This is a genomic window from Candidatus Uabimicrobium helgolandensis (genome assembly GCF_041508025.1).
In the GTDB taxonomy this organism is placed as follows: domain Bacteria; phylum Planctomycetota; class Uabimicrobiia; order Uabimicrobiales; family Uabimicrobiaceae; genus Uabimicrobium; species Uabimicrobium helgolandensis.
Map to the genome: position 1 here is coordinate 9,204,808 of NZ_CP165719.1, position 18,926 is coordinate 9,223,733.

Annotated in this window: 15 protein-coding genes; 10 read left to right on the plus strand and 5 right to left on the minus strand. The window is 36.1% G+C overall.

Translation table 11 applies throughout. The annotated features are described in order from the left end of the window. Position 1: 1 nt before the first annotated feature. The 5 genes from UABHE_RS34120 to UABHE_RS34140 all read right to left on the minus strand — a co-directional run bounded on the left by UABHE_RS34120 (position 2) and on the right by UABHE_RS34140 (position 8,894). On the minus strand, positions 2-1,591 hold the full coding sequence (locus UABHE_RS34120) for an ATP-binding cassette domain-containing protein (protein WP_372367969.1): 1,590 nt from the start codon (positions 1,589-1,591) through the stop codon (positions 2-4). A 141-nt stretch (positions 1,592-1,732) separates the two neighbouring features. Beyond that, entirely contained in the window at positions 1,733-2,989 is a 1,257-nt protein-coding gene (locus tag UABHE_RS34125) for a hypothetical protein (RefSeq protein WP_372367971.1), read from the minus strand. Next, positions 2,979-5,027: an adenylate/guanylate cyclase domain-containing protein gene (locus tag UABHE_RS34130; protein ID WP_372367972.1), complete on the minus strand. Its 2,049-nt coding sequence runs from the start codon at positions 5,025-5,027 to the stop codon at positions 2,979-2,981. Before UABHE_RS34130 ends, UABHE_RS34125 begins: the two co-directional genes overlap by 11 nt. A 446-nt stretch (positions 5,028-5,473) precedes the next feature. Then, positions 5,474-7,162, minus strand: a complete 1,689-nt coding sequence (locus UABHE_RS34135; protein WP_372367974.1) for a HEAT repeat domain-containing protein — start codon at positions 7,160-7,162, stop codon at positions 5,474-5,476. A gap of 100 nt (positions 7,163-7,262) precedes the next feature. Beyond that, complete coding sequence (locus UABHE_RS34140; RefSeq protein ID WP_372367975.1) at positions 7,263-8,894, minus strand: DUF4331 domain-containing protein; 1,632 nt, start codon at positions 8,892-8,894, stop codon at positions 7,263-7,265. A gap of 388 nt (positions 8,895-9,282) precedes the next feature. Here UABHE_RS34140 and UABHE_RS34145 point away from each other — a divergent pair, with 388 nt between their 5' ends. From UABHE_RS34145 to UABHE_RS34190, 10 genes are all read left to right on the plus strand, one after another. Beyond that, positions 9,283-9,954 carry a winged helix-turn-helix domain-containing protein gene (locus UABHE_RS34145; RefSeq protein WP_372367976.1) on the plus strand — a complete coding sequence of 224 codons (672 nt, stop codon included), beginning with the start codon at positions 9,283-9,285 and terminating at the stop codon, positions 9,952-9,954. Further along, complete coding sequence (locus UABHE_RS34150; protein ID WP_372367977.1) at positions 9,938-11,320, plus strand: sensor histidine kinase; 1,383 nt, start codon at positions 9,938-9,940, stop codon at positions 11,318-11,320. Before UABHE_RS34145 ends, UABHE_RS34150 begins: the two co-directional genes overlap by 17 nt. A 13-nt stretch (positions 11,321-11,333) precedes the next feature. Beyond that, positions 11,334-12,128: a tRNA pseudouridine(38-40) synthase TruA gene (gene truA / locus UABHE_RS34155; RefSeq protein ID WP_372367978.1), complete on the plus strand. Its 795-nt coding sequence runs from the start codon at positions 11,334-11,336 to the stop codon at positions 12,126-12,128. A 213-nt stretch (positions 12,129-12,341) separates the two neighbouring features. Further along, positions 12,342-13,415, plus strand: coding sequence for an endonuclease (locus UABHE_RS34160; RefSeq protein ID WP_372367979.1), 1,074 nt, complete (start codon positions 12,342-12,344; stop codon positions 13,413-13,415). 116 nt (positions 13,416-13,531) lie between these two features. Further along, positions 13,532-13,825: a hypothetical protein gene (locus UABHE_RS34165; RefSeq protein WP_372367980.1), complete on the plus strand. Its 294-nt coding sequence runs from the start codon at positions 13,532-13,534 to the stop codon at positions 13,823-13,825. 76 nt (positions 13,826-13,901) lie between these two features. Next, positions 13,902-14,087, plus strand: coding sequence for a hypothetical protein (locus UABHE_RS34170; RefSeq protein ID WP_372367981.1), 186 nt, complete (start codon positions 13,902-13,904; stop codon positions 14,085-14,087). Further along, positions 14,084-15,520 carry a sodium:solute symporter family protein gene (locus UABHE_RS34175; protein WP_372367983.1) on the plus strand — a complete coding sequence of 479 codons (1,437 nt, stop codon included), beginning with the start codon at positions 14,084-14,086 and terminating at the stop codon, positions 15,518-15,520. Before UABHE_RS34170 ends, UABHE_RS34175 begins: the two co-directional genes overlap by 4 nt. Continuing rightward, entirely contained in the window at positions 15,513-16,172 is a 660-nt protein-coding gene (locus tag UABHE_RS34180; protein ID WP_372367984.1) for a hypothetical protein, read from the plus strand. The genes UABHE_RS34175 and UABHE_RS34180 overlap by 8 nt, the downstream gene beginning before the upstream one ends. A 336-nt stretch (positions 16,173-16,508) precedes the next feature. Continuing rightward, positions 16,509-17,399 carry an alpha/beta fold hydrolase gene (locus tag UABHE_RS34185; RefSeq protein WP_372367985.1) on the plus strand — a complete coding sequence of 297 codons (891 nt, stop codon included), beginning with the start codon at positions 16,509-16,511 and terminating at the stop codon, positions 17,397-17,399. Positions 17,400-17,413: 14 nt separating this feature from the next. Further along, positions 17,414-18,904 (plus strand): alpha/beta hydrolase, encoded by a 1,491-nt coding sequence (locus tag UABHE_RS34190; protein ID WP_372367986.1) that lies wholly within the window; start codon positions 17,414-17,416, stop codon positions 18,902-18,904. The last annotated feature ends 22 nt before the right edge of the window (positions 18,905-18,926 follow it).

The following is an 18,926-nucleotide window of genomic DNA, read 5'->3' on the forward strand; positions in this document are numbered from 1 at the left end:
GTTAGTACACTTTCTTTGAAAATTCGATAAATGCAAAGGCTGCGTGAGTAACCATCACAAATAGTGTGCCCCAAATTACTGTAAAAGTAATGTCGCGGCTAATATCTTTTGCTGAAGATTTTGCACGCATTCCAATATAATAACAAATATTAGCAAGTCCCCATCCGCAAACAAGACTCTTGGCAATTAGCCAGCTAGTGCCTAAGTAAAAAAATCCATTGCCGTCGCGCAGTAGTTTGTGAAATATAGCATCTCCTAAAACAGGATGATATTCAGGATGCATAATAGAAAATACCACTAAACAAAAAAAACGGGCAACAGCAAATGTCATTAAAGTCAAAATAGGAACAGATACAAGAAAAGCAAGAGTACTACCTGTTTGCAAATAGGAAGAAGGGGCACATGACATAGAGCGCATTGAGTCCGTTTCTTGTAAATAAACGCGATTACCAATATCAGAAGCCACTGCTGCGCCACTCCGTGCAGCAATTAGTATTGATGCAAATATTGGTATAATAACGCGATATAAACCAAATCCTAAAGCAGTGAGTACATCTTCAGTGATCAGTTGGCGCGTAATATGCCTGTATGGTAAAAATTTAAAGCTAAAATAAGCACTGACACTTCCAATAATTGCCCCTGCCATCGCTAAATAAAAAATGGAAGACAAAAAAGCTAACATTTTACAATAGTGAAGGAAAAAACGCGTTCCCCATTTGTACGATCTCCACAAAGGTAGCGTTCTCATTACTGATTGTGCTAAGCGTAGAGGTGTTTGTATACTCCAATTGCAAGTGGAAATAAAAAGGTGTTCTAATTTTTGAGTGAGTTTATTTTTTTGAGATGGAGCTTCGATTGGTACTTGCAAATAACCAGCGTTTATGAGTTCTTGTAGTTGTTCTTTCGAAACTTCATAAACTCTTTTTTTGCTCGGATCTAAGAATAACACATGATCGGCAATAGGTAAAAATTCTTGGTAGTCATGAGTAACAATAATGCTACTTTGTTTATTAAAATCGCAATGTGTTTTTTGGATTAGTTGTGCTACATTTTGGGCCATTTTAGGGTCAAGCCCAGCGGTAGGCTCGTCATAAATAATTACATCGGGGTTGTAGGCTAGTGTTCGAGCAATAGCGATGCGGCGTTTTTGTCCACCACTAGCATGTTGAATTGGTAATTTAGGATTGACACTTAATTTCTCTGTTAAGTGTTGAAACATCGCCTTGCGTTGCTTTACTGGTACTTTACTGCGGCTGTGACAAAAAGCAAAATCAATGTTTTGAGAAATAGAATAGTCATCTAGTAAACCGTAGTCTTGAAAGACAATACCTACATCGTCGGTTTGCGAGTAATTTTTCCACTGCAAAATATTTTTGTTATTAAGTAGAACCTCCCCTTCGATGTAAAAACTAGGGTGGTTTTTGCGCAAAAGACCAGATAGTATTTTTAGTAGTACAGTTTTTCCTCCGCCACTTCCTCCTATCAACAAAGTTATTTTTCCTTTGTTTATTTGGAAATTGGCTTGGGAAAGAATAGAACGGGTTTCGGTGCGAATACTTAAGTTTTTTACTGTAATTAGAGCTTCTGACATGAAATTACTTCCTACTCAGATAAGAGGCGTGACGCTAAATAATTTGCCATTTTACATAGAGATTAGGTCAATTATTTTTCACATCCCTAAGATTGGAAACTTTAGGCTGGATATTTGGATGTGCTCACTAAACTTCGCAGATCAATTATTGGAACCGCGAAATTCTGAAACAGCATTTCTTGGTTTATTACTAGTTGTTACAATCAAAAAATTCTTATCTTTATAAAGAATTTGTCGGCGAAGTACTTGTGCAAGTTCTGGACGAATTTCGCGTTGTTCGTTTATAAGAATATGATTGATCATTTTGATTAAATAGGGTTCAAAGTTTTCTGATAAATCGGCGAGAGAGTTACGTACTTGTGGATCATTCCATTTCTTTTTTAGCTTTTCAGTAAAGGTGTCGCGATTTATTTTGTATAGTTCTATAACAGTGTGTTTTACTATTTTTAGTAGTTCTTCGTCAGAAAAGATATTTTTGAACATCTTGAAAAAACTTGCCTTGACTTTATCATCTTTACTTACGCGATTGGTTATAGTTACCATAAGTTCTGCTAGCTCTTCTTTGTGCTCTTCAACAACAGGAATCGCTTTATCTTGTAAATATGCTTCTATTTTTTTCTGTACGTGGTCGTTGTCTGTCCCTGGAAGAGATTGATAGATCCATAACATAACAATTTTGGCTTTCGGAAATTTCCCCCATAATTTTTGAACAATGGGTGCTATTACCGGATCACTTTCTTCCAGAATAATTGGCCATATAATGTCGTCCCACAATGTCTGTAGTTCTTTGCTTATATGTTTTTTTTCTGCGTCTTTTAATTTTTTTAACAGTTCCTCTTTATTTTTTTCCATAATAGCGGAAAAGTTTTTTTGTAAAAGAGTATAAGATTCCTGAGCTACTTCAGTAAATATAGGAAGTAATTGTTGCTGGATACTTTCAGTGTGAATACGCAAATATTCATCAAGAACATTTTGCAATTCTTTTCTACGTTCCTCTGGTAATAATTTATTGACAACCCATGCTGGAGTTCCTGGTTCTTTTTCTAAATAAAACTTACTATCAGCACCTATCTTTTCTTTGTGTTCTTCGTAAATATGTACATAAAGATTCCAGGAATGAGAGTCCTCACTGTAATTTTTTGCGTAAACTGCTCCGATTTCATGGCGAATGTTATTAGTGAGAGTATAAATCTTGTCCCCTGCACGAAGTGCTATCCAATCATCGAAAACGACTTTAAGTTTAAGTGGCAATGAAAAATGTTTTTGCTGTTGTTGTTGTATCCAAAGACGCGAGTTATCCCAGCGGTCCTGAGGAATTAAAATCCACATAGTAATAAATATGCAAGTACAAATTCCCCAGACCACGCAACCAACGATAATTTTGGTTTTATTTCTCATCGTTCATTCCAAGGACATCTTCAAAAAATTGTTTTACATCTTCAGGCAAACTTACTACTTCACCGCAAATCTCAATATATTCATCGCGATCATTGTGTTTTTCAAAAACGCATTGATTTACTTTTAAAGTGATAAGCGAATCGGGAATAATTTTAGGCATGTCTATTGAAATTTGTAATTCAGAATTCTCATCTATACTATCGCACGGTTCCATATGTAGTACCCAGTTATTCAAATTAAAAATATCAATAAGACCTTCTAACTTTCCTTCTCCGTCAGGATTATTTACTAAAACAGGAATAAATTTACACAAGAAATCATCCATCTCAATCCCAACAACCCCGAAAATGCGAATGGGTTGGTCTATACCTTTAACTTTTGTCGGTTCTAATTCTACACATTTAACAATATCTTTGGTTTCACTGTAAGTATTTTCAGAAATCAAAACATGGTTGCGTGAAGTTAAATGTTCCACGCGCGATGCCAAGTTAACATCGGGACCAATAACTGTATACTCCATACGTTTTGGAGAACCCATGTTTCCAACAACCACATCACCAGTATTAATACCAGCCCCCATTTTTAGAGTGCTTTTTCCCGTTTTGCGTTGCGACATATTAAAATAAAAGAGTTCATTTTGCATTTCTATAGCGGCTTGTACTGCGAGTCCTGGATCTTCCTGGTGAAAAATAGGTAAACCCCAAATTCCCATGATTGCGTCGCCCATGAATTTATCAAGTGTTCCTTTGCGACCAAATATAATGTCAACCATACGTGTGAAATAATCATTCAAAATAGAAACAACTGCTTCTGCGCCAATATTTTCAGTCATGGAAGTAAATCCGCGCAAGTCAGTAAACAAGATGGTTGCTTTCTTTACTTTCCCTCCCATGTCAAGGTCAATTTGACCATTGACCACGCGTTCAACTAAATCAGGAGAAAGGTAACGTTGGATATGTCCTCGTGTTTCGGTTTCTCTTTCGATATCCTTTATTAATTTGGCATTTTCAATTGCAATAGCCGCTTGTCCAACAATTCCAGTTAAAAGTTCCAGAGTGTCTTCATTGAATGAAGAAGACTTCTTGCTGGTGTCGATATGTAGCACACCTAAGAGTTTGTCTCTCGTTATTAGAGGTACACTCATTGCTGAACGAATTTGTCCCATTACACTTGCTGCTGTTTTTAGATTTTCATCAAGCATCGTATCCATAGTAAGAACAGATTTACGTTCTTTAATTACACGATCCATTAGCGTGTTAGAAATATGAATAGTTTTTTGTTCTTCTGAATTAGCAACTTTGGTTACCGCTGTTTGTAGCGGTGGATCATCTTTCTCATTGTACATCAAAATAGCCCCACGCTGCGCAGGGATGTACTGAAAAACTGTATCGAGAATGAGTGACAATACTTCTTCTAATGGTAAAATAGAACCAATGGCATTATTTACTTCATAGATAATGCGCAGTTTCTTGTTTGCCTTCTCAACTTCGATAATAGAGTTAAAATTCTCTTGCGACATCATAAACGAATGTTGAGTATTGTAATTTAATTCTGCTTTTGTAAGTTCATATGCAGATTTTTGTCCCAAAACAGCTTTAGGAGCTTCATTGCCTTCTGTGTTTATCGGACTATAGCTATATTGGTTGCGAAACATTAAGGTGGCATCACCTATGCGAATTAAATCTTTGTCATTTACTTCGACAGAAGCAATTGCTGCGCCATTTACAAATGTACCATTACCGCTGTGTAAATCGGCGACGCGATAACAGCCATCTAAAAATGTTATAGTCGCGTGTTGACGCGATGCTTTTGGTTCCATTATCTTAATAGTATTTTGGTTCCCTCGCCCAATAGAATTTTCATTACCAATGACAAACTCTTTTCCTTTATTTGCTCCTTGAATAATGAGGAGTCTAGGAGAATAGGTTTCTGGGCTTTCAAGAGGAACTTTAGTCTTACAAGATTCACATGTAATGGACTTTTGATGATCTTGTGCTTGATTACTTGTTTTGCAACTAGGACATAATATGGTAAACATGAATACACCTAACTGGATCAGGTTTGGTTTGAGAAATTGTGGAATTTTCAAATATTATAACATAGAGCTAAATGTTATGTCAATCTAAAATGAAGGTAGGAAAGACAACGAAGGCACCACAAAACAAAGTTTTACATGCGTACTATGGTGAGTAATAAATATTACGCTAAGATTTTTAAGATATTGTTCTAAAAAATGAGATTAGGGCGTGTCATCATTCAATACAGATAAAAATATAACGGATTCATTTAATGATACGCCAGTAGTATTGAGCCCGAGCCCGCGCCCGAAAACTTTTTGAGAGCGACAGAAAGTGATTTATTGGTTCAATACTAGTTTTTTGCGATGGAAAAAGAAACTTTGCTTCTTTGATAAACCGCTAGTGAAAGTTTCGCAAACGGGCTCGGGCTCGAAAAAACACACAATATTTTGAATGATGACACGCCCTATTTGTTATTTTTTAAACGTTTTTTTAATTGCTTGTGAACTTGCCGCGCTTTGCGTTTGGCGGTTTTGTTTTGCTCTTTTTTTAGCATATCTTCTAATGCGATTATAACTTTTTGATTTGTAGTCATGTGTAGTAGTCCGTTTGTGCTTAGTGTTCTAATTACTGCTTGTGAAGATTTTAAACCATTAATAAAATACGGTGTTGCTGCATCTCCAATTTTTTTCATTGCATTTAAACAATAGTACTTATGAATGTATACTTTACTTTTTTGAAATACCTCGTTTATTTGGGGAAGCGCTGGTGCAGCTTTTGTACCAATTTTACCAAGGGTAATAATGGCCAAAGTAAAATTTTCGTTATCGATTTGTGCTATTTGCGTTAGTTTTGTAACTGCTGGTGCTCCTTTTTCTTTTAAGTTACCAATGCTATGCATGATAGTTTTTTGGAATTTTTTGTCTTGCAAACCCTCTACCAATATACTCACTAAGTCATGATTTACTTTGATTAATTTACCAACAGCTTTGTATATTTCTTTTTTAGAATTACTGTCTGTTTTTAGTTCTTGTTGTAACAAAGGCACTAGTTCTGCCAATTGAAGCTCTCCAACCATTAGGATAGCATCAGCGCTCTGAGGGATAGAAATTGCAATATAGTTTTTTAGTTGATCAGGTACGCTTTTTATCATTCTCAAGGCATTTACACATACATTACGTACCAATTTATTCGCATCTTCTACACCCATTTTTACGATTTTTTGTAAATAATTTGGAGTTTGCTTTAGTTGAGAAATCAAAATGACAGTTTGCTGTCTTTCATAGGCATTTGGGCTGCTTAACAGCTTTTCTATATCAGAAGGGTTCGGGATTCCTATTTTAGCGATAGCGTTTCGCACATAAACGCTTAGATTTTTCTTTTTTAATAATTTTAAAATCGTAGGTAATGTCTTGATTGCTAGTTGTTTGGCGTTTCTAAAATCTACAAGAACGTTTATTACGATTTTGGGGTTTCTACTATTCAATAAATTTAAATAAATTGGTATAATTTTTTCCGCATTTAGCGATGTTATTTGTAAAATTTGCGTTGCATGAAATTGGACAACATTATCCGAATGTTGAATACCAGTAAGCAATATTTCTGTGGTCTCTGGTGTTTGTTTGCGGTGTACCAAACTCTGCAAAATGGCTTTTTGGACAGGAATTTGCTTATCTTTTGCTAGCAGTTTGATTATTTGTAAGAAATTTGGTGGATTAATGTTGTTGAGAGCTATAATCGCAGAGGAACGAATATGTGGATTTTTATCTTTGATAGCTTTTACTATACATTCTTTAGCAGAAAGGTCTCTTATCATACCTAAAGCTACGATTGCGTGATAACGCAGAAAAAAGTCTGTTGACTTTTCGATTGATTTTATTAAGTGTGGTATTGCACTTTTTGCTTTTTTTCCAATGTTACCTATTGCCTGGATTGCTAAATAAGAATTTTGATTATTGTTTTGGCTCAAAATCTCAATTAATTGAGGCAGAAGAGGAAGCGCTTCGTTGTACAAAGAAACAGAAACGTTTAAAGCTCTGTTTTTTATAAAAATATCAGAACTCTTTAAATGTTTCTGTAATTCCTCTATTTGGTTTTGGGAAAATAAAGTAACGCTTCCCCAAAGCAAAACTATAGCAATAAAACTATACCTCATACTTTACTCCTCTACAAATAGAAAAAGTAGATACCTTTACAGGTACCTACTTAAAATATAAAGCGTGTTATTTTTTGATAATTACAGTACCAACTATTTATTAAGCGTCAGTATCATCACCAGGAACCGGAGAACCTAGGAATGGGAATTCAACGACACCGTTTCCTAGAGGGTCGTCTAAACCTTCGCTTTGGAGATTTGCTCCGTTGGCATTAGTGTCTCCTGCACCATCTGTAGCATTAACAGCATCTGCGTCACCTATAACAGCACCGCCTGTTAAGGCCTCAGCAAAAACACCTGCGATTACTTTTAATCCAATATCAACGGTATCATCTAGCGGTCTACGCCCATTTGGAAAACCAGATAGGTCACCATCTGGATCTGCACCTAAAATAGCGATAGCTAAACCAAGTGGCTCTTGTGCATCAAGAGCAACAGGTGTTGTGTTTACGTCTAGTCTTTGATATTCGGCTACACCTGGACCAAAAACATTGTTGACAGGTATTCCGACAGCGTTGAAATCTACACCCTGTGCAAAAATAGCAACTAAATCGCCGCGATTTTCTGTCGGCGCTACATCGATGATTCCGTTTAGGTTTACAACGTTCATAATAGCTGCTAAACTAGAGTTTACAACAAATCCAGCAAATTGAGAATCATTTCGTGGGAAACTATTGTTGAAGCGGTCTTTGAATCGTAGACCAATTACAAGTTCATTCACAAGAGGCATGCCAAGGCGAGACACTTGTTTGAAAATAGTTCCACCCTCTGGCAATCCGTTATTTTGCAAATTATTAGATCCAACGTTGAGAAGAACATTTGTTTTTCCGCGTGCTCTGGTAGTGGCCCATCCAGCAAATACGTTATTGGTTGCTGCATCATCATCTAGTGCTAGAAAGGAGTTTGGTACCTCTATGCAAAAAGAAGTAATGTTTTTTGCTGCAATTGCATCTACTTCGCTACCTGCGTTGATTGTTAAGCCATCGAAAGCCTGTCCTAAGTTTACTATAAAAGGATCATTTCTCTGACCTACAAATACTTTACCTGCAATGTTAAGTGCAGCAAAGTCATATACATGCTGTTGTGCATAAGCATCGTAATCATTTATTGTTGTGTCCCCAATATTATCTAATGGTTTCACAAATGTTTCTGTGCCTGCAAAATTAGAGTTAGCTGTCGAGTTGTTAACATTGATGGCTCTTTCGCGGACACCATTTTTTATTATGGTTAGTGTGTACGATTCTACTATGTTTTGCTGTGCATCTGCTTCTTCTTCAACACCGTCTAAACTCAGTGGTAAAGCGATAAGTGGGATTTCTGTGTCTTGCGCACCTGTGTTTAGGGCAAGATCGCGGAAGTTGTCGTTTTTGAAATCAAAATCAATTTCAAAAATAATATCTTCTCTACCATCACCATCGTTATCAATGTTGATTCTATAGCGTGCATTTTCATCAGCGAAGAAGTAGTTTGGACCACCAAAGGCATCTTGTAGAGGATGAAAGTTCATGATAAGAGTTGTTCTACGTAGGTTAACATCTGCCTCTGCAATGTTGTCATCGTCATAAGATTGGAACATGTAAAAGTCAGTGATGTCTAGTTTTGGTACAGTTGTCATAAAAGGAGCTTCGCGGTGACTAGAAGCTTGTATTTCTTTTGGGGAAATAATAGAGAGAATTGCAGATGAAACAACTACTGATATAGTAGCAATTGCAACAAAGGTTAGTTTTTTCATTTATAACTCCATTGTTAAAATTTAGAGTAGATTGTATTTAAATTTGATTTTTAATTTTGAGATTTTTTTACCACTTTGTATGCTCTTGATGGCTTAAAATCGCTATTTTAACTAATCCAGTAAAGAATGTTAGTTCTAAGTTCATAATGCTATTATACAAATACAACATTAAATAAACATTAAATAGAGATTAAACATTACTCTAAATATTAAAGAAATAGTTTATGTTTGTTATAATATCTTAAACAACAAGTATTTTTACGATGTACTTAAAATTTAGTAAATACGTTAAGTACTTAGCTTTATCTAAGTTACCATACAAGAAGTTAATAATCAATCTACAAAATTATCATTGATGTGGCCGTGAAGACTACATGTGGGAGAAAATATGCGTATCTTGCTCATAGAAGATGATCAAAAAATAGTATCTTTTGTTAAAAAAGGACTTGAGGAAAGTGGTTTTGCTGTAGACCATGCCGCAGATGGTGAGGAAGGTTTACACATGGCACTACTTGAGCCTTATGACGTTATGATTGTCGACTTGATGTTACCCAAAAAAGATGGATTAAGTCTTATTGAAACTTTACGACAGCAACAAGTAACAACACCTATTATGATATTAAGTGCTAAACGCTCTGTAGAGGAACGTGTACTTGGGTTGCAAAAAGGCAGTGATGATTACTTAGTAAAACCATTTGCTTTTACAGAACTCTTAGCTCGGATTCGCGCACTGTTGCGCCGTGGAACAAGTAATGTTAATAGTCATAGTTTACAGATAGGAAATTTATACTTGGATCGCTTATCATATACTGTTACTAGAGATGAAAAAATAATAGACCTAAAACCAAAAGAATTTGACATTTTAGAGTATATGATGAAACACAATGGTCAGGTTGTAACGAGAACGATGCTTATGGAGCATGTATGGAATTTTCAATTTGATCCGACAACCAATGTGGTTGACGTACATATGTGTCGTTTACGCGATAAAATAGACAAGCAATTCGATCACAAAATGATTCATACAATAAGGGGTGTTGGTTATGTCATCAAAGAATAGTATATTTCGTTCCATCGCGTTTCGCAGTGCTGTTCTTTACACTTTAGTATTTGCGGTATTTTTATCGTGTGCTTTTGCGGTTATTTATTTTTTTGTAGCACAGTACATTGGTAATATTGAAGATCAGTGGCTTATCCAAGAAGCAAAACAGTTGCATGAGATGTCTAAGGATTCAAATTCTTTAGAAAAAACTCTATCGAAAATGAATGAAGGAACGAAGGCTTTGGGGGCTTATCAAGTATTTTATTGCTTGAAAGATCCAAAGAACAATGTGATTGCTGCAACAGATCGCGGAATATGGAATGAAGTTGTTGAGTCAGTTTACCATAACATTGGTAATAGTTTTTTTATTGAAACGCTTTACATTGCCCAAGGTCAGCATCCATTACGGATTATATATTTTCCATACGAAGATGGTAAAATACTTCATGTTGTTTACTCCTTGCGTAACAGCAGTGCATTTCTCAACCGGTTACTGAGCTCTTTTGCTTATATTTTCCCTTGCCTCCTTGCCATTTTTTGGATTCTTGGGTTTTTGATGATGCGCAATACTTTGAAGCCTATTCGCGATATGACAATTACTGCTCACAAAATAGCCGTTGATAATCTCAATCAAAAAATACCTGTCAAAAACCCTAAAGATGAACTTGGAGTTCTTGCTATTACTTTGAATAAAATGCTCGAACGCATTGACAGTCTTGTATGCAATATAAAAGAGATGTGCGATAACCTTGCTCACGATATTCGTACTCCTATTACAAGAATACAAGGATGTTCAGAGGTTGCACTTATGCAGGAACGTTCCCGCGCAGAATATTGTGAAGTTTTACATGACTGTGTTTCAGAAAGTAAACGCTTACTTCATTGGTTGAATACTCTACTAGATATCTCTGAAGCGGAAGCTAAAATATCGATCAAGAAAGAAAAATTTGTGATCAATGATCTTCTCGATGAAGTTGTCGAGATTTTTGAGCCTATAGCACAGCATAAAAATATCGAATTGTCTTATCAAAATATAAACGAAAAAATATACATAACTGGTGATATAAAAAAGCTACGCCGTGCTATTGTAAATTTGGTTGACAATGCTATAAAATATACCTCGACAGGTAAAGTAACGGTTGGTATTATTAAAGAAGAGTGTCACGTAGGCCTTTTTATTAAAGACACTGGTATGGGTATTCCTAATAAAGATTTACGACTTATTTTTAATCGTTTTTATCGCTCAGATACTTCGCGATCTCTGTCTGGTTCTGGCTTAGGTTTAGCTTTAGTTAAGGCAATTGTCCAAGCGCATCGCGGTCGAATATTTGTTCAAAGTAAAGTAAATCACGGTAGTATCTTTAAGATATTACTTTCCGTTTAGATTAGGAATTAGATTGAGGTATTTTTTTCATATTGGGTATTGTGGTGCAAATTATCGTGGCTGGCAGCGCCAACCTAAATCTATTACTGTTCAAGAAGTTATAGAACAGTCACTAAGAAAAATTTTTGGACGCTATGTTGTTTGTATGGGATGTGGACGTACGGACGCTCTTGTTCATGCTGATCAATATTTTTTTCACAGTGATCTCTCTGAAAATTGGAATTACGATTTAATATATCGTTTAAATAAAGTTTTGCCCGATGATATAGTTGTTTTTGATATTTTTCCTGTAGCACAAAAAGCACATGCCCAACTTAGCGCGACTTGTCGAACATACCAATATTATATTCATACGACAAAAGACCCATTTTTAAGTCGCGTGAGCTCTTTGTATTTAGGGAAAAATTTACATTTGGACCTTGCAGCTCAAGCGTGTGAAATCCTTACTAAATATAGTGATTACGCTACTTTTTGCAAATCTCCTCAAAAACACAACCACACTTTTTGTAGTGTGTATCACTCTCAATTAGAGGTAAATGAACAACAAAATCGCATTCGTTTTACTATAAGTGCAAATCGTTTTTTACGTAGCATGATTCGTATCATTGTGGTGCGTATTCTTGCTGTAGCTAAAAAGGAACTATCTTTAGCCGAATTTGAAGATTATTTTCTGACCAACAAAAGTAGCCAATTCACAACCATTGCTTATCCTCAAGGACTACATCTTGCTAAAATAGAATATCCTTTCTTAGATATTCCACCACAATTACTTAGAAGTAAAGAACTGTGGATTGATGTTGAGAAGTGACTACTTAATGTGTAAAACTCATTGATGATCGCCAAAAGTGTGCTATAATTAAATTAGGTAAGCTCTGCTAAAAATGTTTGTTTTGCGGTGAAGTGGTGTAGTTATAATTTCGCAACAGGAATTGAAGTGGAAAATATTTTTAGCAGAGCTTGCCTAGTACACAAAAATTGATGTACTTACTATATTAATGTTTACTTACAAAGGTCAGAGATTATGAAAAAATATTTATGCCTATTTGTTGTTTTTTCATTGCTTCCTATTTGGGGTCAGGGAGATTATTATGAAGGAACACAAGGGTTAAAGGGAAAGGTTTTACAGTCAAAACTCAACCAAATTATTCGTGGTCACAAATCGTATTCTTACGGTCAACTGTGGAACCATCTTTCGTACACAGATGCTGATCCGTCTAATTCAAAAAATGTAATTCTATTCTATACCGGTTGGTCACGTCCAAGTAGTAATCACGGAGGTGGTGTTTCGCAGTGGAATCGCGAGCACACATGGGCTAAATCGCGCGGGCAATTTGGAACATCACAACCTGCAGGAACAGATTTGCATCATATTCGTCCAACAGATGTTTCAGTAAATAGCAAACGTGGTCATTTAGATTTTGATAATGGTGGTGAAATTCATCAAGACAATGATGGAATAACAGAATGTCGTTCTGATAGCGATTCTTGGGAACCACGTAAAGCTGTTAAAGGTGACACGGCGCGTATTATTTTTTATATGGCAACTCGTTATGAAGGTTCTGACGGTGTTCCTGATTTAAAAGTCACTGATATTATAATGGCGGACACTAAAAAAGGTTTCCACGGTAAACTTTCGACACTACTTAAGTGGCACGAAGAAGATCCGGTTGACTATTTTGAAAGACGTCGTAACGAACGTGTATATGAGCTTCAAGGAAATCGCAATCCATTTATTGATCATCCAGAATTTGTAAAACAAATATGGGATGGAAGCGATCCAGATCCCGATCCAGATCCCGATCCCGATCCAGACCCAAGTGTTCTAACTGTAACCCAAGCGTTGCAAGTTAAAAAAGGAAACGTAGTTACACTAGAAGGTACTATTTCTGGTGGATTCAATGGTTCTTATGGACTTGCGGTTGCTGACGGCAAGAGTACTCTTGTTGTACAACTTCCTTCGCAATATCGCGATGAATTTAATCCAAATTTAAATCCTGATGCATCAGGGAAAAAAATTCGTTTAACAGGTACACGTGACCTTTATGCAAACGAACAAGGTATTAAGAAGTTAAAAACAATTAAATTTGTAAAGTAAATAAACTTAAAGTAATCTGTTTACTTACTTATCTGTATAGAAAAGCGTTGATGAATTATTTTATCAACGCTTTTTTTATTGTGTATTTTACTTTTATTAAGACGAATGATTGATGGATGGATTTAAACGAAAAGATGTTGCAATATGAAACAGACTTGCAAGAGCTTAAGGATACAGTAGCAATATTACAAAAGAAAATACAAGAAATAGAAGTAAATCAAAATAACACAAAGCCGAGTAGAACTAGCGAGCCAAAAAAGCGGCTAGTTGTTGCTGATATAATATCTATGCTTATTGCTATTACTATACTGGTAGTAATATCTATTCCTATTATCTATTATATAAATGGAGGCGAGAAGGATTCTTCTGACTGGGCTCATTTTTTTCTTTTCTTTTTGCATTTCCAGTGATGGCAGTTGTTGGTGGTTATCTTGGATTGAGGTTTTCACCTTCTAAAACGTCGTAATTAATAAACAGGAGAGCTTTATGAAATGGATACTTGTTTTTGTGACCATCATTGTTTTGTCGCAAGACTACTGGAATTTTTCATCGCAGGCAAATTTACAAATCTTAGGTTTTCCAAAAGTGGTGGTGTACTTTTTTGTATTGCAATTGTTTTTGGCATTGGCAATAGGAGCGTTCTCAATCAAAATTTGGCAGGAAGATAAATGATCGCGGCGTTTGTAATTATCGCAGTTTATATAATAGGAACCTTGTTAATTAGTGTTTATGGACATCGTGCAGCGCAAGATACCCCACAAGACTATTTTCTTGCGGGAAGAACCGTGGGCGCTGTTGCTATGTTCTTTACGCTCATTGCTACCAATTTCAGCGCTTTTTTCTTTTTGGGTTTTGCGGGCGCAGGTTATCGTATTGGCTATAGTTATTATGCTATGATGTCATTTTCTACAGCAATCGTTGCTTTTGCTTTTTATTTTATTGGTCATAAAACATGGAAAATTAGCAGCAAAAACAATTTTATTACTCCTCCTGAAATGATGGGAGAGTTACTCGGTAGTAAGCTGCTGCGTTTTGTTTTTTTGAGTGTAATGATAATATTCACTTTGCCTTATATTGCTATTCAACCTATTGGTGCTGGTAAAATACTACACGTGATTAGTGGTGGGCAAATTCCTTATTTTTTGGGTGCAGTTCTTTTAACTTTTTTTATTGTATTTTATGTTTTTTGGGGAGGAATGCGTAGCGTTGCGTGGACGGATGTCTTTCAAGGTATTGTCATGTTTGCTTGTATTATAACTGCAATGCTTGTTATCGCAAACCACTTTGGAGGGATTGGTGAAGCTAATCGCAAGGCGTATAACTTAGATCCGCAGTTATTTTCTCGTGCTGGAAAAAATGGTTACTTTACTCCAAAGATCTGGTTTAGTTTTTCGCTGTTATTTATACTTAGTGTTCCAATGTTCCCACAGATGTTTATGAGGTTTTTTATTTGTCGTTCTCCTAAGTCACTTAAAACATCAGCGACTCTTTATCCAATAGTTACAGCTATTTTATTTATATGTCCTGTTGCAATAGGAGTTTGGGGGCACATTGATTTTCCTGGTCTTGATAAAGCTGGTTCAGACAATATATTGCCGCAAATGCTAAACGCAGAGTATTTTCCATCGTGGTTGTCTACCGCTATTCTTTTAGGTGCTGTTGCGGCATTTATGTCGACACTTGACTCGCAATTACTGGCTCTTAGCTCGATGATCACACGTGATATTTATTTAGTATTCTTTAAACCTGAAGCTTCTCTCAAAGAGCAAGTTTTCTTAGGAAAGTTACTTGTTGTTATTCTTGCTATTGTTGGGCTTGCTATTGCTTATCATCCGCCTGGAACTATTTTTTATATAGTTCGTGAAGCTTTTACTGGCCTCTCGATTTTATTTCCAACAGTTTTTTGTGCTTTTTATTGGAAGAGAACAACGGCAAGGGCTTGTATATTATCAATAATTGCAACGGAATCTTTATTTATTTGTTATCTTGTCGGTATAATACCTAAAAGTTGGTGCGGAGGATTTTTACCTGTTGTTCCACTTACAGCAGTTGCTTTTGCTCTTATTGTTGCTGTTTCTCTTTATCCCGAGGATAAAAATGTCTAGAAAATATAGAATTATTATTATTTTTAGTACAGCTTTAATAGGTTTTGCCGCTTATTATTTTTGGTATTATCGCACTGTAAATATTTGTGAAGTACCGGTAATTGCAAGAATGCATAACCACGAATTTGTTAACAAAACCATTGCTATTTTGCCTATGGGTAAAACCCAAAAATCTGACATTACTGATTTACAAATATTTTTTAAGGAACTTTATGGTATAAAAGTAGAGATACTATCACCCATAGTGATTCCAGAAAAAGCTTTTTTACAAGAACGTAAACAATACAATGCGACTACTATCAAGGATTTCCTGATTCCACGACGTGGAAAATATTTTCGTTTAATAGGAATTGTTGATGAAGATATTACAATTCCGCAGTTTAGATTTTTATTTGGGTTAGCCTCATTAACAAATGGAGTGATGACTGTATCACTAGCACGTCTTGGTGATAACAAGAAAAACCCACAAATATTTCGCAGTCGGTTATTTAAAATTATACTTCATGAATACGGGCATACTTTTGGTTTAGGACATTGCAAAGGAGAAGGAAGCTGCTTGATGCAGTTTATCAATAGTCTTGATGATCTCGATAACTTTGATTGTGGGTTTTGTTGGGGATGTAATAATAGAGTTAATACTCAGTGGGATTAATCTGGATCTTGTGGTTTAAAATATCAGGGCCTGTCATCATTCAATACAGATAAAAATATAACGGATTCATTTAATGATACGCCAGTAGTATTGAGTCCGAGCCCGTTTGTGAGCCCGCGCCCGAAAACTTTTTGAGAGCGACAGAAAGTGATTTATTGGTTCAATACTAGTTTTTTGCGATGGAAAAAGAAACTTTGCTTCTTTGATAAATTGTTAGTGAAAGTTTCGGAAACGGGCTCGCAAACGGGCTCGGGCTCGAAAAAACACACAATATTTTGAATGATGACACGCCCCAATGCGTTTTATTTTTATTTCGTTTTTTTTCAGGAGCGTATAATGCTACGTTTATCTTTTTTATTGACATTACTTATCGCTTGTGGCTGGTCGCAACAAACGCAAGCGAAAGATATTCGCGACCAAGTTCAGCATCATTATGTTGACAACGACGGTGTAAAAATTCACTATGTTTCTCTTGGGGAAGGTCCACTTGTTGTTATGATTCATGGTTTCCCTGACTTTTGGTACACATGGCGTGATCAAATGCAAGCTTTGTCAAAAAAACACCGGGTTGTTGCCGTGGATTTGCGTGGATTTAATAAAAGTGATGCTCCGCAAGGCATTGACAAATATAAAATGCCTACTCTTCTGAGCGATATTGTTGCGGTGATTCACAACGAAAAGCAAGAAAAAGCTATTATTATTGGTCATGATTGGGGAGGTTCTATCTCATGGAGTTTAGCGATGTATTATCCTCAAATGGTAGAGAAACTTATTATATGTAATTTACCGCACCTAAAAGGAATTATTCGCGAATTAAAGAATAATCCTAAGCAACATAAAAATAGCGAATATGCACGACAATTGCAAGAGCAAGGAGCAAAGGTCTTGACTATGGAACGAATTACTTCATGGATTAAAGATTCTAAAGAAAAAGAGATATATACAGAGGCTTTTAAGAGATCGAGTTTTGAAGCAATGGCAAACTATTACAAAGCAAACTATCCACGAGAACCATATGAGTCACCTACATTTCCTAAGGTCAAGTGTTCAGTGCTTATGATTCATGGTTTAAAAGATTGGGCTTTGCTTCCAGGTGCGCTCAATGATACTTGGCTGTGGCTTGAAAAAGATTTAACACTTGTGACTGTACCTGAAGCAGGGCATTTTGTTCAGCAAGATGCTTCAGAAACGGTTACTAAGACAATGGAAATGTGGTTATCTAGATAGAAAAGAGAATAAACATGAAAAAAGCATTAGTCTTTGTTTTTATTTTATTACAAACGGTCATTATTTTTAGTGAAAATGTATCTTTTCAAGTGGGCGTTGATTCTTCTTTGACAAAAGAAAATCAAACATATTCTGGAAAATTACTTATTCTAATAACTAATTCTTCTCGTCGTTTACAGATTATACATCCAAATTTCATGAACCCCAAAGCTGTTTATGTGGCATCCACTGATGCAAACCATCTTGGGCAAGAACGTACCTTCGATTTTCACAGTAACGCTACTGCTTCTCCCGAAAAAATTTCAGCATTACCTGCTGGCAAATATCAGGTAATGGCCGTGTTAGATCGCGATTGGGATTTTGGCTATCATTTTGATATGGATGGCGGAGATTTATATAGTGATGTTGTTCCTATTGAGATTCCTACACAAAAAATATCTCTTACTCTTAGTAAAGTTGTTCCTAAAAAAAAGCCATCACTTCCTGAAAATGTACATGTTGTTGAGTTTGAAAGCTCGAAGCTTTCTAATTTTTGGGGACGTAGTATCAAGATGCAAGCAAGTGTACTTCTTCCTCCTAACTACAAAAAAGGTGACAAATCGTATCCTACAGTATACGATGTTCACGGATTTGGCGGAAGTCACACACATGCAATTAGACATATGCATACCTTAAATAGCGAAATGCGGCAGGGCACTCGCCCAGAAATGATATATGTCTATCTCAATGGCAATTGTTCTCTTGGACATCATGTATTTGCCGATTCAGCAAATAACGGACCCTGGGGAACAGCTTTAGTAAAAGAGTTTATTCCTCATCTTGAGCAGAAATTTCGTATGGATACTAAACCCAAAGGAAGATTTTTAACTGGTCATTCTTCAGGAGGATGGTCAACATTATGGATAATGATTACCCACCCTGAATTTTTTGGCGGAGTTTGGTCCACCGCACCTGATCCTGTAGATTTTCGCCACTTTACCGGACCGAATTTGACATTGTACCCACCACAAAATATGTATGCCAATGACAAAGGAGAACCATATACCTTAGTGCGCTTTCAAGGGCGTGAAGTTATGTCTATTGAGCAGTTTGTAGTTCAGGAAAGGGCTTTTGGTAGTTTTGGAGGGCAATTTGCCTCTTTTGAAGCTGTGTTTAGTCCTAAAGGGCGCGATGGTCAACCAATGCCTATCTTTTGCCGTGAAACAGGTATCATTGATCCTGTTGTACAAAAAGCATGGGAGAAATACGACATTGCGCGGACACTACAAAATAATTGGCAAGAACTGGGTCCTAAGTTACAAGGCAAGATACGTATTATCGTAGGCACCAAAGATACTTTTTATCTTAACGAGGCTGTGTTGTTGCTTGAAAAAGTATTAAAGGAATTGAAAAGTGATGCAGTTATAGAATATATAGAAGGCGGAGATCATTTTAATATATATGAGAATGACTTAAGCAAGCGCATTGCTCGCGAGATGTACAAAGTTGCAAGACCTGAAGAATAAGTAATCTCGGCTCTAGTGGATG

Coding starts and splice junctions, on each gene's coding strand:
- UABHE_RS34120 (WP_372367969.1), bottom strand. CDS start 1,591: ATGTCAGAAGCTCTAATTACAGTAAAAAACTTAAGTATTCGCACCGAA.
- UABHE_RS34125 (WP_372367971.1), bottom strand. CDS start 2,989: ATGAGAAATAAAACCAAAATTATCGTTGGTTGCGTGGTCTGGGGAATT.
- UABHE_RS34130 (WP_372367972.1), bottom strand. CDS start 5,027: ATGTTTACCATATTATGTCCTAGTTGCAAAACAAGTAATCAAGCACAA.
- UABHE_RS34135 (WP_372367974.1), bottom strand. CDS start 7,162: ATGAGGTATAGTTTTATTGCTATAGTTTTGCTTTGGGGAAGCGTTACT.
- UABHE_RS34140 (WP_372367975.1), bottom strand. CDS start 8,894: ATGAAAAAACTAACCTTTGTTGCAATTGCTACTATATCAGTAGTTGTT.
- UABHE_RS34145 (WP_372367976.1), top strand. CDS start 9,283: ATGCGTATCTTGCTCATAGAAGATGATCAAAAAATAGTATCTTTTGTT.
- UABHE_RS34150 (WP_372367977.1), top strand. CDS start 9,938: ATGTCATCAAAGAATAGTATATTTCGTTCCATCGCGTTTCGCAGTGCT.
- UABHE_RS34160 (WP_372367979.1), top strand. CDS start 12,342: ATGAAAAAATATTTATGCCTATTTGTTGTTTTTTCATTGCTTCCTATT.
- UABHE_RS34165 (WP_372367980.1), top strand. CDS start 13,532: ATGGATTTAAACGAAAAGATGTTGCAATATGAAACAGACTTGCAAGAG.
- UABHE_RS34170 (WP_372367981.1), top strand. CDS start 13,902: ATGAAATGGATACTTGTTTTTGTGACCATCATTGTTTTGTCGCAAGAC.
- UABHE_RS34175 (WP_372367983.1), top strand. CDS start 14,084: ATGATCGCGGCGTTTGTAATTATCGCAGTTTATATAATAGGAACCTTG.
- UABHE_RS34180 (WP_372367984.1), top strand. CDS start 15,513: ATGTCTAGAAAATATAGAATTATTATTATTTTTAGTACAGCTTTAATA.
- UABHE_RS34185 (WP_372367985.1), top strand. CDS start 16,509: ATGCTACGTTTATCTTTTTTATTGACATTACTTATCGCTTGTGGCTGG.
- UABHE_RS34190 (WP_372367986.1), top strand. CDS start 17,414: ATGAAAAAAGCATTAGTCTTTGTTTTTATTTTATTACAAACGGTCATT.